Source organism: uncultured Idiomarina sp., from assembly GCF_964010655.1.
Lineage (GTDB): Bacteria > Pseudomonadota > Gammaproteobacteria > Enterobacterales > Alteromonadaceae > Idiomarina > Idiomarina baltica.
In genome coordinates, this window is record NZ_CAXGLS010000001.1 from 72,638 (window position 1) to 87,349 (window position 14,712).

Genomic DNA, 14,712 nt, shown 5'->3' on the forward strand with positions numbered 1-14,712 from the left:
TACTAAACCAAAAGCAATGGAAGCACGAGTGTTTAAAAAAAGCGATAAAAAGCTCGTCAGTCAAGCGCTCAAAGGTAATCAATCCGCGTGGGTCGACTTGGTAAAGCGATACGAGAAGCTGGTCTATCACTACGGCGTACGCATGTTGCCGAGTCCCGATGACGCATTTGATTTACTTCAAGACACCTTTAGTAGCGTTTTTCGAAGTCTTAAAGACTGGAATCAAGATGATAAATTTAAGCCGTGGTTAATGACCATTGCTCATCGTCGATGCGTTGAGTTCTACCGCCGTAGGCACATTGATGTGCTAGACAATGAGCTACAAACGGATCTGATAGACGAGTCTACTTTTGGTCAGCCAGAACCGGAACTGAGTGATCAACAACAAGAAGCTGCGTTGGTCAAAGCGATTAGAGCGCTACCATTAGCGCAACGCATGGTAGTTGAATTGAAGTTTTTTCAACATCTTACGACACGCGCTATCGCAACGCAGTTGCAAGAGTCAGAAAATACGATTAAGTCACGGCTGTATAGCGGAGTCGAGAAGTTAAAGCGTGAGCTGGAGGTAATTAATGGCTAACTACGAATCGAATTACGAATTACAGTTCGAGCAATGGCTAGATGGGCACCTATCAAAGTCGGCTGAACAAGAGCTAGCGGAGCAGTTAGCTACTCATGCACCCGAATTACATAAACGCATGCAGTCGATACGCTGGATGCAACAGCAAGCCGACGGCTACCAAGGTGAACGCGTGCCTGATTGGAATCGCCAGGGAACAGGTCCACAGCCAAGAGTAAACCGCTGGGCGAACCCGTGGAGCTTTGCCTCGTTTGCGTTCTCCTGTGCTGCACTTGCGATGGTGTCTGTGCTTGTGGTTAAACAGCAATTAACGGCACAGTTTGATGAACGCGTAGCTGCTGTGGTGGAGCAAAAGCTCAGTGTATTTGAACAGCAACAGAATATTGCATTAGCTAAGCAGGAAAAGGCGCTGCGAGCTAATTTTAGAGAGCAATTATCAACGTCAACCGCCCAGCTCGCAACTTATATAATGGCAACGAATCGTGCCGAACGAAAAGACGATATGAGTCAATTAGTTGAGTACATGAATGAAACGCGCAGTGAGGATTTAAATTTTTATACCGCGCAATTGCGCCAAGTTGCGCAGCAACCGATTCTATTAAAAGAGGAGAATCAATGATGAAACGTTGGTTATTATCGCTCAGTATCGCCAGTGCACTGATGTTGCCTGCGACCGCGAGCATTGCACAAGAAGCTGATCATCAAGGACTGAAGAATCAAATTGAAATTTTCAAAGATATTTTGACGACGGCGGCTAAGCAACAAGACGGCACAGAGAGTTCACGACTGGACGATGTCGAGTTCACTTATCTTAGAGGTCAGGGGGTGGTGTTTTTTGTTCGTTCAGCACGCATGCCATGGCGTATTGTAGCCCCGGACGTACCAGAACCACCTATGCCGCCGGAAATGCCGGAGATGAGTGGTTTTGCTAAGGATCTCCAGCTGGATCGGGTCGTTGAAGAAGGTCTACGCACGGCACACCGCGTATTAAGTCAGTTTAGTGGCGAATATTCAGATGAGTGGTTTGAGCTCGTTGAACAAAAGCGAGAACTTGCTTGGGAAGTGCGCGACTTGAATCGAGAGCTTCGAGACATTGAGTTTCAGCGTGATGTGCAGGATAAAGCGTCAAAAGCTGAGATGAATACGCAGAAGGAGGAACTTGAGGCGCGCTTAGCTGAGCTCAAAGCTCAACAAAAGCAGCTTGATATCGAGCTGAACGAAATGAAAAAAACGCTAAAAGCAAAGCAAGAAAAGGTGCAAAAAGAGAGACTGCTCACGCAAGAAAAAAGTATTGAAGCTATCGAGCAGGTTTTCACTCGCGTTTTATGTGATTACGGTATTACACTGAAGTCTCTACCAGACAGCGAACAGGTGAGTTTGGTCATTCGTGATGCGTCTGTTAGTGACAAAAAGCGTTTAGACAATATTTATGTTTTTGAAAAATCAGCGATCGATGCATGTGAAAGTGAGCCTGCTGATTTACTAGAACAGGCACAGAAATATAAATTTTAGTCGGCTCTGTGTTCTATTCTCCTATGCGGCAGCCGTGACAGGCTGCCCTGTTTCGAGTAAAATTCGCGCACTTGATAGAAACAGCGGATTTTACGGAACATGTCATATGCGTCAGAGGGTTTAAAAGTCAGCGACTTTAGCTTTGACTTACCCGACGAACTTATTGCTCGATATCCTCAGCAACAACGTACAGCAAGTCGTATGTTGCGAGTTTTAGCTCAACAAAGCCGTATTGAACACGGTCAATTCACGGATATTGTGGATCAACTGGAAGCGGGTGATTTACTCGTATTCAACGACACTCGCGTCATCCCTGCCCGTTTATTGGGAGAGAAGACATCGGGTGGCAAAGTTGAAGTGCTTGTTGAGCGAATGTTAGATGACAGTCGGGTTTTAGCGCATGTAAGAGCCAATCGCGCACCTAAGCCAGGTGCCGAGTTTTTACTCGAAGGAGCGGTAAAAGCAACGATGTTGGCACGCCATGATGCGTTGTTTGAGCTTGAGTTTAATCATCAGGAGACCGTTCTTGAGTTACTCGAAGCACATGGCCATATGCCCCTCCCACCCTATATCGATCGTCCGGACGAAGAATCTGACAAAGAGCGTTATCAAACCGTTTATAACCGAGAGCCAGGTGCAGTGGCTGCTCCGACGGCTGGACTGCACTTCGATGACGCCATTTTGCAGCAGCTTAAGGATAAAGGCGTCGAATTCGGTTATGTAACTTTGCATGTTGGAGCCGGAACGTTCCAACCTGTGCGTGTCGATTCGATTGAAGAACACGTTATGCATAGCGAATATGCCAAAGTCGATACTAAGGTATGCGAGCAAATTAAAAAGGTGAAGCAAGCGGGCAAACGTGTAATTGCTGTAGGAACCACGTCGGTGCGTTCACTTGAGTCGGCGGCGCAGGCTACTGACGAACTTATTGCTCCATTTTTTGATGATACGGATATCTTTATTTATCCCGGTTATGAATTTAAGGTCATTGATGGCTTGGTAACAAACTTTCATCTACCTGAATCCACCTTGATTATGTTGGTATCCGCATTTGCCGGTAAAGAATTGATTATGAACGCCTATCAACAGGCGATTGATGAAAAATATCGCTTTTTTAGTTATGGCGATTCGATGCTAATTTTACGATAAGAATTGAGACTGTAGTAATGATGAAATTTGAACTAGATAAAACTCAAGGGCGCGCGCGTCGAGGGCGTATGGTGTTTGAGCGCGGTACCGTTGAGACGCCTGCATTTATGCCGGTAGGTACGCTGGGCACCATCAAGGGTATGACACCGGAAGAGGTCGAGGCGACTGGCGCTCAGATTTGTTTGGGTAACACGTTCCACTTAATGCTCCGTCCAGGTACGTCAGTGATTCAGCAACATGGTGACCTCCACGATTTTATGAACTGGGATAAGCCGATTTTAACGGACTCCGGTGGTTTTCAGGTCTTTAGTCTAGGTGAACTGCGCAAAATCGATGAAGAGGGTGTGACTTTCCGTTCGCCTATCAACGGCGAGAAAATTTTGCTAACGCCGGAAAAATCCATGCAAGTTCAGCGTGAGTTGGGTTCTGATATTGTCATGATTTTTGATGAGTGTACGCCGTATCCAGCGACTCAAGCAGAGGCGCGTAAATCAATGGAGCTGTCTTTGCGTTGGGCTCAACGTTCAAAAGCTGCGCATGAAGGCAACGATGCTGCATTATTTGGTATTATCCAAGGCGGAATGTACGAAGAACTGCGTGATATCTCGTTGGAAGGACTCACCGATATCGGTTTTGATGGTTATGCTGTCGGTGGTCTTTCCGTTGGCGAGCCTAAAGAAGATATGATGCGTATTCTTGAGCACACTGCGCCAAAAATGCCTGAACATAAGCCTCGTTATTTGATGGGCGTTGGTAAGCCGGAGGATCTGGTTGAATCAGTGCGCCGTGGTATTGATATGTTTGATTGTGTGATGCCAACGCGTAACGCACGTAATGGTCATCTGTTTGTGTCAACGGGTGTCATTAAAATCCGTAATGCGGTGCACCGCAATGACACCTCACCACTCGATGAGCAGTGCGATTGCTATACCTGTAAAAACTACTCACGGGCTTATCTACATCACTTGGATCGTACTAATGAAATGCTAGGTGCGCGTCTGAATACAATTCATAACCTACATTTTTACCAACGCGTGATGCAAGGCATGCGAGATGCGCTTGATGCAGGAACGTTTGACGATTATGTAAATGCATTTTATGCCGCTCGCGGTCAATCGGTTCCTTCGCTTGACTGAGCATCCAGTTGGGTGAAAAAGCTTCTGATCTCCTGCGAATTAGGTTTCATTGCGAGAGCGCGCGCGGCGGCTCGCAATGATTCGCGCTCCCACTGCTCGGCTTGTTTCGGTTTGTCTTGCTGCAATAGCGTAAGCTGATGATAGAGTCGTGCCAGAGCTAAATGATATTTTGCAGTGCGTTCCTCGGGCTTTTCACTCTCTAAGTAAGTCGTGGTCTCGAGTAATAAGGCATTCATTTCCGAACGACTGAGCAAAGGTGCAATGGCGACGAGCAACTCTGTCATCTCAGCAGCAACCGATGTGCTATGTTGTTGCTCTTTAAAAGAGCTCTTAAAGTAGTTTAAGGCGAGTAACGACTGTTGCTTTGCCCGTTCCAGTTGATTGCTCTCTATCAGTTCTCGAGCGTAGTGACTATGGGCAAGCGCCTGCTCAATATGACTACCTGCTTCGACCACTTCGGTGTGCTCAGCCGTTGCACTATCAGCGAAATGATAGTGCATGATACTGATCGCGATCGTTGCGACGAGTGAGGATACGAGTAAGGTGACTGATGTCGGCACCAGCCATGGAAAACGGCGGTATCGGTAATCAGTTAATTGTTGTGCTAATAGTTGTGCGCTGCTGGTGCGCTCGTTTGGATCGCGGTGCAAACAGTTAAGTATAATATTGCGCAGGCGAGCCGGGCAGCGATCAGCGTATTGTTTGAGCTGGCGCTGGGGTTCGTCAGAGGGGGCTTGACCCGTGACTAGGAAAAACAGCAGCGCACCCAACCCATAAATATCTACTGCTTTTGAACGCCCGCTAGTATTGGGTTCACTTCCGCGTTGTTCCGGAGCTGAAAATAGCGGGCTGACACCAAAGCCTTTGTGACGGTTGGATGATGCGCGTCCTGCAATACTAAGGTCAATTAGTGTTGGAATCGATTCGTCACTCGAGTCGTATTTAACAATGACATTAGTGGGGTTTATGTCGTTATGAACAAGGCCTTCGCTGTGCATATGGCTGACTCCCTCAGCCAACTGCAATACCAGTTTGACCGCATCGTTAATACTCAGCTGACCAGCAAGCTCGGTCACTCGGGGACCCTCAATCAGCTCCATGACCATATAAAGAGAAGAGTGATCTTCAGAAGGTTCGCCCACATCATAAACACCGCATAGCGATGGGTGGTTCAACTTGGCTAAGGCTCGGGCTTCTGCGACAAGTCGTTGCCGAGAAAGAAAAGTTGGATTCTTGATGAACTTGATGGCAACCATTCGTTGGAGTAGCTCGTCCCACGCTTTAAAAACAACGCCACTACCTCCGCTACCCAAAAAATCACGACAACGAAAACGCTCGGGAATTGAGTACGGAAATTGTAGGCCATTTTTTGTATTGGTCGAAGCTTCGTCCAAATCAAAAATCCTTAATCTATTAGGTTTTACCTGTTTTGAGTGTACAGACAGAGTTATCAGCCGGGCAATCAGAGACGTTGACTTGACGTATGTTATGGTAGTTTGGCGTTAATTGACGTCATAAAAAATTTATGTGTGTTTAGCTTAACAATTGTCAACTTTACGCTATGCTGATCTCATAACAATAAAAATTAATTATAAAAATGCTAGATAAGATCAGTCATAAAATTGTACCAACTTTTAATCAAAAGGTTGAGTTAAGTGGTACGTTTGCCGGTGAACCTTTTGTTTTTTCTGTCACGTTGTTAGGTCAACAATACCCTCAGTACCTGATTTTAGGACTGGGTTATCAAGCGCGTTGGGAGAAAGTGCTACCCGCCATCAAGGAAAGCGAGAATTTACGCCTTAAGTTGATTTCAGATGAGGGCGAAATGATCGCAGCGCATGTCAGCTTAATACACGCGACTCATTTCCCGGAAAAACTGTTGTTTATGAGTTATCCGGAGCAAGGTATTGCTCGTTCTTTACGCCAGTCCCCGCGAGTGGGTATTGATTACCCTGCGCAACTGCAGGTTGCGAACCATTTTCCCTATATTAATGGAAGCATTGTTGATATTGGGCGCGGAGGTATGGGCTTCGAAACGACTCAGCAATTGCCTAGCATGATGAGCGATCTCTGTGATCGCGATGTAAAACTGCATATTGGTAGGGACGATCAGCAGCGTTGGTCGTTAAGCGGTCGAATCCGTTTACTTCAAGAGCACCGACCGAATGTATGGCACGTTGGAATAAAGTGCGAATTGAGCGTGGCGGAGTGTGAGGAGGTTTTATACCATTTAGTGAGTCATCAAAATGCGATCGATCGTTTGATCAATAATGATCAATCCAATGATTCATATTCGAATAACACTTTACAAGTCTAGTTTCACTCGGTACAATTCACCACCAATTAAACCCTTGCGGTTATTTTTTAAACAACATAGATAATTTTTTCCGAGGTGATGTTTTAATGCCAGTCGTTAAAGTGAAAGAAAACGAGCCGTTTGACGTAGCACTGCGTCGCTTTAAGCGCTCTTGTGAAAAAGCAGGTGTTCTGTCTGAAGTTCGTCGTCGCGAACATTATGAAAAGCCTACAGCAGAACGTAAGCGCAAAAAAGCTGCAGCAGTTAAGCGTCATGCCAAGAAATTGGCTCGCGAGAACGCGCGTCGCACTCGTTTGTACTAAGATACACGAGTAGCAGACAGCGATATTCACTTTTCGCAGCTTGCACTTAGACTTAATTCGTTAAGTTACGTGTTGGAAGCCGTGTCCTAAGCGACGCGGCTTTCGTGTTTGTAGACGAAGATAAAAGATAAGTTGAGGGCATGGCAGGACTCATTCCGAAAAGCTTCATCCACGACCTACTTGAGCGAGCTGATATCGTCGAAGTAGTGGATAGCCGTGTACCTTTAAAAAAAGCAGGGAAAAACCATCAGGCGTGTTGTCCATTCCATAATGAAAAAACGCCTTCGTTTACGGTCAGTGCCGATAAGCAGTTTTACCACTGTTTTGGGTGCGGTGCACACGGTAATGCACTCGATTTCATTATGGAGTTTGATGGCCTAAACTTTCCCGATGCCGTCGAAGAGTTGGCCTCAAGTTTAGGTGTGCAGGTGCCTCGTGAAGAGGGTCATGATCCACAAAAACAACACCAACAGCAGGCACAGCTAAAAAATGACACTGAATTGATGGCGCAATGTACGCGATTTTTTCAGCATCAGCTCAAGCATCACGCGAACTCAGAAAAAGTAATTACTTATTTAAAGCAACGCGGCTTATCGGGTGACATTGTCAAACGGTTTCAAATCGGTTATGCCCCCGATGCCTGGGATAGTTTGTTGACCACCATGGGCGTTGAGCCACGTGCGCGTCAACAGCTCATCGATTTGAAGTTGGTCAATGTTAATGACCAGGGTCGAAAGTTCGATTTCTTTCGTGATCGCGTGATGTTTCCCATCCACGATCGTCGAGGTCGTGTCGTTGGCTTTGGTGGACGTGTGATTGATAGTGACGGTCCTAAATACTTGAACTCACCCGAAACACGCTTGTTTCATAAGGGCCAAGAGCTATATGGCTTTTGGAATATGCAGCAGCGTCTACGCCGACCCGAGCAAATTTGTATTGTTGAGGGTTACATGGATGTTGTCGCGTTAGCGCAAGCCGGTATCGACTACGCGGTCGCTTCTCTCGGGACAGCAACGACTACTGAACAATTACAGCGTTTATTCCGTACATCTAATAGAGTGGTGTGTTGTTATGACGGTGACCGAGCCGGAAGAGATGCGGCGTGGCGGGCGTTAGAAAATGCACTGCCGTTGCTAAAAGATGGTATCGACTTAAGCTTCCTATTTCTACCTGAGGGTGAAGATCCTGACTCGGTGGTTCAAAGTAGTGGTAAGGAAGGGTTTGAGCGTTACTTAAATCAGGCTAAATCCTTTGTCGATTACTTTTTCGAGCATTTGTCGGAAGACGTTGATGTAAATACAGAGTCTGGACGCTCAGCTTTATTAAGTGAGGCGAAACCGCGTATCGAGCGGATTGCCAGTGACTTTTATCGTGAGTCGCTAATGCAAAAACTGGCACAGCTCTTAAGAAGGGAAACGTCGCAACTGGAACGCTATGTTGACACGCCGCAGCAACGCAAGGCAAAACCAGATGCGGTAAAAATGACGCCGTTGCGCCGTGCCGTTGCTCTTATCGTGCAGTATCCGCAGTTGGCGAAAGAGGTGCCCGTTAAAGCAGAGTTAGGCGAACTTAAGTTGCCAGGTATGGATTTATTTATCGCGCTTCATCAACAGTGTAATGAGCGTGATATGACGACAGCCCAGGTGCTAGAGCATTGGCGCGATACGCCGTATCAAAAAGCACTAGAAAAGCTTGCCGTGTGGCAACATGGACTTGATGAACACAATATGGAGCAGGAGTTTAAGGATATCTTTGTTTATTTAATTGACCAATATGTGGAACAAAGAGCCGACGAACTGCTCAAAAAGGGGCAACAAACGCCCTTGAATAAAGCGGAAAAGCAAGAATATTTAATGCTGGTTAAGCATTTAAGAACACGTAACTGACTAGGCTATAATCAGCGTTTTGGTAGCTTAAAATTAGCCATTATGCTATAGTTTTAGGTCATTTTGGGTACTCTCGTAGAAAGTGACAGGTGGAATCTCTGTATGCAGCAGAATCGGCAATCACAGTTAAAAGTTCTCATTGCGAAAGGCAAAGAGCAAGGTTTTCTTACGTTTGCGGAAGTGAACGACCACTTACCGCAGGAAATCGTTGATTCCGATCAAATAGAAGACATCATTCGCATGATAAATGACATGGGTATCCGTGTCTTTGAAAGTGCGCCTGATGCAGATGATTTGATGATGTCCGAAAGTGCGGCGGACGAGGACGCAGCTGAAGAAGCTGCACAAGCACTTGCTACTGTGGATGGTGAAATAGGCCGTACCACCGACCCTGTTCGCATGTACATGCGTGAAATGGGTACTGTTGAGCTGTTAACGCGTGAGGGCGAGATCGATATCGCTAAGCGTATCGAAGACGGTATCAACCAAGTTCAGTGTTCTGTTGCGGAGTACCCCGAAGCAATTAATTTCTTGCTAGAGCAATGGGACTCTTATGAGGCCGAAGAGTTACGCCTGACCGAAATCATTGTAGGCTTTATTGACCCTGATGAGGTTGATGAAGCGCCCGTAAGTGCAACTCACGTTGGTTCTGAGCTCTCTGAAGATGAGCTTGAGGATGAGGACGACGATGACGAGGATGATGATGACGAGGAAGAAAATGATAGCGGCATTGACCCAGAGTTTGCTCGTCAGAAATTCACCGAACTGCGCGAGCAATACGAGGCAACTCGCCAAGCTATAACTCAGTTTGGTCGTGAACATCCAGACGCACGCGTTGAAATTGATAAGCTTAGCGATCTGTTTAAGCAGTTCCGCTTAGTTCCTAAGCAGTTTGACCGTCTTGTTCAAGACATGCGTGCCATGATGCAGCGTGTGCGCGTTCAAGAGCGCTTGGTCATGAAAGCGGCGGTTGAACAAGCCGGTATGCCTAAGCGTGCATTCATGAAAGCGTTTGCGGGTAACGAAAATAGTTTAGCATGGGTTGATGAGCAGATTTCTGCGGGCGTTGACTATGCAACCACACTACAAGAAGCACGCGTTGAAATCGAACGCTGTGTGACGAAGTTAAATGAAATAGAAAAAGAAACAGGCCTTACTATTGCCAAGGTTAAGGATATTAACCGCCGGATGTCGATTGGTGAGGCAAAAGCGCGCCGAGCCAAGAAGGAAATGGTGGAGGCGAACCTTCGTTTGGTTATTTCAATCGCTAAGAAATATACCAATCGTGGTCTGCAGTTCCTTGATTTGATTCAAGAAGGTAATATCGGCTTGATGAAAGCGGTCGATAAATTTGAATATCGCCGTGGTTATAAGTTCTCGACGTATGCGACATGGTGGATACGTCAGGCGATCACGCGCTCGATCGCTGACCAAGCTCGTACAATTCGTATTCCGGTGCACATGATTGAGACCATTAATAAACTCAATCGTATTTCACGTCAAATGCTACAAGAAATGGGCCGTGAGCCGCTGCCAGAAGAATTGGCTGAGCGGATGGCGATGCCGGAAGATAAAATCCGTAAGGTCCTCAAGATTGCAAAAGAGCCGATCTCGATGGAAACCCCAATCGGTGATGATGAAGACTCGCATTTAGGTGACTTTATCGAGGACAACACTCTGGATTTACCGATTGATTCGGCTACCTCAGAGAGCTTGCGTAACTCTGTGCGCGACGTACTCGGCGGATTGACTGCTCGTGAAGCGAAAGTGTTGCGTATGCGTTTTGGTATTGATATGAATACTGACCACACGCTCGAAGAAGTGGGTAAACAGTTTGATGTAACGCGTGAACGTATCCGTCAGATTGAAGCAAAAGCACTGCGTAAATTGCGTCATCCAAGCCGTTCAGAGCAACTTAAATCGTTTTTGGATGAGTAACCGTATGTAATTGCTCAAGCTCTACTTGAGTGATTCTGTTACTAAGAAAGGAGGCAGTATGGGAATTAATCGTGAACATTGGCCAAAACGGATTATAGACTCGCATCTTCATATCTATGATGATGCGTTTCCGTTGATAGAAAACCAAGGTCACATCCCAAAGCCTTTTTACATTGACGATTACAACCGCCTTGTGACAGGAATGCCTATCGAAGGTGGCGTCATTGTTTCAGGTTCCTTTCAGGGCTTCGAGCAACGCTATTTGAAAGCAGCGCTTGGAAACCTGGGGGATAATTATGTCGGCGTTACTCAGTTACCGGGTAGTGTCAGTGATGAGAAAATTCAGCAACTTAATGAGCATCGTATCCGTGGTGTCCGCGTTAACTTAAAGCGTGGTGTACATAGAGATATCGAAGGGATTGTCGAATTCGGGCGTCGTATCTGGGATTTAGCAGGGTGGCACTTGGAAATTTATGTCGATAGTCGTGAACTTGACGATATGGTGCCTACATTGTTGAAGTTGCCTAAATTGAGCGTGGACCACTTGGGTATGGCTAAGTCAGGCCTTTCTCAAGTGCGCCGATTAGCTGAGGGCGGTGTGAATATCAAAGCAAGCGGCTTTGGGCGTACCGAAGTGAATATTACAGAAGCAATTAAGACGCTCTATAAGACGAACCCTGATTGTCTAATGTTTGGCACAGACTTACCGGGTACGCGTAGTAATCGCGGGTTTGAGCCGAGTGATATTGACACCATTGTTGAAGCACTTGATGACCCTGATGCCGCGGATAAAGTGTTCTACCAAAACGCCAAAGAGTTTTATAAACTACCCTAAGGTGTTTAATTTCTAGATAAGGTGGCGCGTGTATTCGCTCTCCTCAATAAGTAACCAGAACCGTTGGATGGCGATGACAATCATCGCCATCGCTATTTTCGGTATTGGTCTCACATTTTGGTATTCGCCATCACAGCTGATCAGTCGTTCAACTGAAGGACTTGCGTCGAGTTGTGAGCAAGTGCGTACAGAAATCACCCAACTCTACCCCACCAACGCAGAGCCTCACTATCAGGTCACTAACCCCGACTTGTTGCAGCAGGTTATGTACCGCGAAACGAGTAAACTTCAGGGAGTCGAGGGGGGTTATTGGGATGTCGCCAGCGAATTCTTTGGCTATGCCTTTCCTACCTATGTAGGGTCAAGTATTAAAACCGACGTGCCTCAGTCCGAAATGGCACTGCTCAGTGCCTTGTCACGGCAAGCCGTCGATGAATCCAACATACTTACGTCTGTCAGACAGTCAGTGGATGCTGCGGTGATTACCGTCTCCTGCCCGGTCACCACTCACCGGGGTTTAGCTGCTTGGTTAATGAAGCGGACGTCATTGGTCCCTGCAAGTTTAGTCGGTGTGCTATTCGGCATTTTCGGCTTACTTGCTGTGATTGGCACCATGATGCTGGTACGTAACCGTAACTTTGAGAGAGGCTGGCTGACCGAGCGAGAGAAGCTAACAGAACAACTTCATGACGAAGCTGCGCCCGTGCCCACCACATCAGCCATTAACGATGTGCAGCCATTTTTACTATTGTTGTATCAGGCACGGCAAAAACGACACAATGCAGAGCGTGCGATTAACTCGTTAGAAGCGAAACTCGGACAGATTAATGAATTGTCGATTATCGGACGCGCAGCACTCGCATTTGCTGAGGAACTGCGCGGACGTATTGAACAACTGCAGCGGGATGTTACAACGGTGGTTTCGGATACGTCGACTCACCAGTTCGAGAAATTGCAGCGAGAACTCGATGCTGCCGAATATCTTTGCCAAGCGTTGGCACAAATTGATGTTCGTCACAAAAAGCAGGGACCCGTTGCGGAAGTAGCGATGAATCGTTGGACACGAGCATTGGCAGACTTTCATCAACAACGTCATGCGAACGACCGCCAAACAATTGCAGCTGTATGTGATGACGATGTGCATGTGATAACGAACCCGCTACTGCTTCGCTTTACGCTCGATATCATTATTTTACATTCATTAAAATTTGGTCCGCAGGCGGGCGAGATATTTATCCGTGTATGCAAACAGGACGACAACGTAGTTTTGGAAGTTGTCGACGAAAATCCGAGTGTACGCCGAGATGTCGAGCAGAACTTATTTAGGTTTGATGATGTAAAACCTGAACGTTACGGAGATGGCTTACGTTTGGTGAAGGACCTTGTCAGCAGCTTAAAAGGGTCGGTCGAATTTCAATCAAACGGCGAAATCTCTCGATTTATCTTAAAGATACCGATGACAAGCTAGCAAAAAGTTCGTATAATTTGCGCCGCTTTCTAAGCGACTCACTTCTAAAGTGGCCCCTTAGCTCAGTGGTTAGAGCACCCGACTCATAATCGGTTGGTCCGCAGTTCAAATCTGCGAGGGGCCACCATTTTTACAGCCTTTCAGTGTTAATTACCACTAACCAAAATTGGTTGGTGCTACCTCTGTGCTACTTTTTAGAATAGCTCATGCAACTCTGCTTTTTACAACGTTAGCAATATTGTGCTGTGACAGCTATCCATTTGTTTGGGTTGATAAGGCTTGGTGTGTCGATGATCTCGACCTAAAAATAATTTATGTCGAAAAAACAAGAAAATATCGACACGTTAGATTGATATGTCGATTGGAACGACATAAACTGAAACCATAATTCATTTATGTCGATTTAGACTGGAAATTTAAACATGACTTGGCAAGCAGAGCAGCCGTATAACCAATTACCGACATTACCACCCAACCTAGATGTCATAGAAACTAGGGCTGTGCTGAAGGCCTGTATTTCTGCACGTGCTGCTGTAGCGGAGTTAAAAAAGGCGGGAGAGCTCATTCCCAATCAAAGCATGTTAATCAACTTGCTGCCTTTGCTGGAAGCAAAGGATAGTTCAGAAATTGAAAATATTGTTACCACGACCGATAAGCTTTTTCAGTATGCGCAAGGGGGTAAAGGTGCTGATCATGCAACCAAGGAAGCATTACGTTACCGAACTGCGCTATACCAAGGTTTTATACAACTTGAGAAAAAGCCGCTATGCACGGCGACGGCTATTGAGGTATGCAGTACTTTAAAGCACTCCGAAATGGATATTCGCAAAGTACCGGGGACTTTTATAGGAAACCAAACGACAGGCGAAACTATCTATACGCCGCCAAACGGTGAAGATGTGATTCGCGACTTGTTAACCAACTGGGAGCGATTCCTTCATAATGACGACGATCTGGATCCACTTATAAAGATGGCGATTAGCCATTATCAATTTGAAGCTATACACCCTTTCTATGACGGGAATGGCAGAACAGGTCGTATTTTAAACGTTTTATACCTTATTGAATCGGGTCTTCTAACACTGCCTATTTTGTATTTGAGTCGCTTCATCGTTCATAATAAGCAAGACTATTATCGCCTCTTGAATCAAGTCACTAAAGATCAGAACTGGGAAGAGTGGTTGTTATTTATGCTAAAAGGTGTCGAGCAAACCGCAACATGGACCTGTGAAAAAATCACAGCGATTAGAACGCTCATGGAAAGTACAACCGATTATGTAAAGGCTCAGCTACCAAAAATATATAGCTACGAGCTTGTTCAGCTTATTTTTGAACAGCCTTATTGCCGTATTAGCAATCTGGTTGAGCGTGATATTGCAAAACGCCAGACGGCTTCAACCTATTTAAAGCAGTTAGCAGATATTGGCGTGCTACAAGAGGTTGATTCAGGAAAGGAAAAATTATTTGTGCATCCGCGGTTGATGACGTTAATGACAAAAGACAGTAATCGTATTAAACCTTTTTGAAGCAAACTAATCTCAAGCGGTAGTTACAACGGAAGTTGAGATCAAAATCGTCAAAACCGCCAA

Annotated in this window: 13 protein-coding genes and 1 tRNA gene; 13 read left to right on the forward strand and 1 reads right to left on the reverse strand. The window is 46.0% G+C overall.

Going from position 1 to position 14,712, the window contains the following annotated elements:
• The first annotated feature begins 28 nt into the window (after positions 1 to 28).
• The 5 genes from ABNS04_RS00340 to tgt all read left to right on the forward strand — a co-directional run bounded on the left by ABNS04_RS00340 (position 29) and on the right by tgt (position 4,377).
• Entirely contained in the window at positions 29 to 580 is a 552-nt protein-coding gene (locus ABNS04_RS00340; RefSeq protein ID WP_006954246.1) for a sigma-70 family RNA polymerase sigma factor, read from the forward strand.
• Positions 573 to 1,199 carry a hypothetical protein gene (locus ABNS04_RS00345; RefSeq protein ID WP_272978678.1) on the forward strand — a complete coding sequence of 209 codons (627 nt, stop codon included), beginning with the start codon at positions 573 to 575 and terminating at the stop codon, positions 1,197 to 1,199. The genes ABNS04_RS00340 and ABNS04_RS00345 overlap by 8 nt, the downstream gene beginning before the upstream one ends.
• Positions 1,196 to 2,092: a hypothetical protein gene (locus tag ABNS04_RS00350; RefSeq protein WP_272978680.1), complete on the forward strand. Its 897-nt coding sequence runs from the start codon at positions 1,196 to 1,198 to the stop codon at positions 2,090 to 2,092. Before ABNS04_RS00345 ends, ABNS04_RS00350 begins: the two co-directional genes overlap by 4 nt.
• 99 nt (positions 2,093 to 2,191) lie before the next feature.
• Positions 2,192 to 3,241 carry a tRNA preQ1(34) S-adenosylmethionine ribosyltransferase-isomerase QueA gene (gene queA / locus ABNS04_RS00355; protein WP_272978681.1) on the forward strand — a complete coding sequence of 350 codons (1,050 nt, stop codon included), beginning with the start codon at positions 2,192 to 2,194 and terminating at the stop codon, positions 3,239 to 3,241.
• Positions 3,242 to 3,261: 20 nt separating this feature from the next.
• Positions 3,262 to 4,377, forward strand: a complete 1,116-nt coding sequence (tgt, locus tag ABNS04_RS00360) for a tRNA guanosine(34) transglycosylase Tgt (RefSeq protein ID WP_006954242.1) — start codon at positions 3,262 to 3,264, stop codon at positions 4,375 to 4,377.
• On the opposite strand, the gene ABNS04_RS00365 is transcribed toward tgt, so the two are convergent.
• Positions 4,353 to 5,771 (reverse strand): serine/threonine-protein kinase, encoded by a 1,419-nt coding sequence (locus ABNS04_RS00365; RefSeq protein ID WP_348671149.1) that lies wholly within the window; start codon positions 5,769 to 5,771, stop codon positions 4,353 to 4,355. The two genes, tgt and ABNS04_RS00365, sit on opposite strands and share 25 nt — an antisense overlap.
• 203 nt (positions 5,772 to 5,974) lie before the next feature.
• On the opposite strand from ABNS04_RS00365, the gene ABNS04_RS00370 reads away from it, so the two are divergent.
• The 8 genes from ABNS04_RS00370 (at position 5,975) to ABNS04_RS00405 (ending at position 14,649) form a co-directional block, all read left to right on the forward strand.
• Entirely contained in the window at positions 5,975 to 6,694 is a 720-nt protein-coding gene (locus ABNS04_RS00370; protein ID WP_348671150.1) for a PilZ domain-containing protein, read from the forward strand.
• 86 nt (positions 6,695 to 6,780) lie between these two features.
• Positions 6,781 to 6,996, forward strand: coding sequence for a 30S ribosomal protein S21 (gene rpsU / locus ABNS04_RS00375; RefSeq protein WP_006954239.1), 216 nt, complete (start codon positions 6,781 to 6,783; stop codon positions 6,994 to 6,996).
• Positions 6,997 to 7,136: 140 nt separating this feature from the next.
• A complete protein-coding gene (gene dnaG / locus ABNS04_RS00380; protein WP_348671151.1) occupies positions 7,137 to 8,882 on the forward strand; it encodes a DNA primase in 1,746 nt (581 codons plus the stop codon).
• Positions 8,883 to 8,984: 102 nt separating this feature from the next.
• Entirely contained in the window at positions 8,985 to 10,820 is a 1,836-nt protein-coding gene (gene rpoD, locus ABNS04_RS00385; protein ID WP_006954237.1) for an RNA polymerase sigma factor RpoD, read from the forward strand.
• Between the two features lie 58 nt (positions 10,821 to 10,878).
• A complete protein-coding gene (locus ABNS04_RS00390; protein WP_272977594.1) occupies positions 10,879 to 11,655 on the forward strand; it encodes an amidohydrolase family protein in 777 nt (258 codons plus the stop codon).
• Positions 11,656 to 11,683: 28 nt separating this feature from the next.
• The gene (locus ABNS04_RS00395) at positions 11,684 to 13,123 is read left to right on the forward strand and encodes a HAMP domain-containing sensor histidine kinase (protein ID WP_131382113.1); all 1,440 of its coding nucleotides are present in this window, start codon (positions 11,684 to 11,686) and stop codon (positions 13,121 to 13,123) included.
• Positions 13,124 to 13,174: 51 nt separating this feature from the next.
• Positions 13,175 to 13,250, forward strand: a tRNA-Ile gene (locus tag ABNS04_RS00400).
• A gap of 295 nt (positions 13,251 to 13,545) precedes the next feature.
• Positions 13,546 to 14,649 (forward strand): Fic family protein, encoded by a 1,104-nt coding sequence (locus ABNS04_RS00405; RefSeq protein WP_272977592.1) that lies wholly within the window; start codon positions 13,546 to 13,548, stop codon positions 14,647 to 14,649.
• The last annotated feature ends 63 nt before the right edge of the window (positions 14,650 to 14,712 follow it).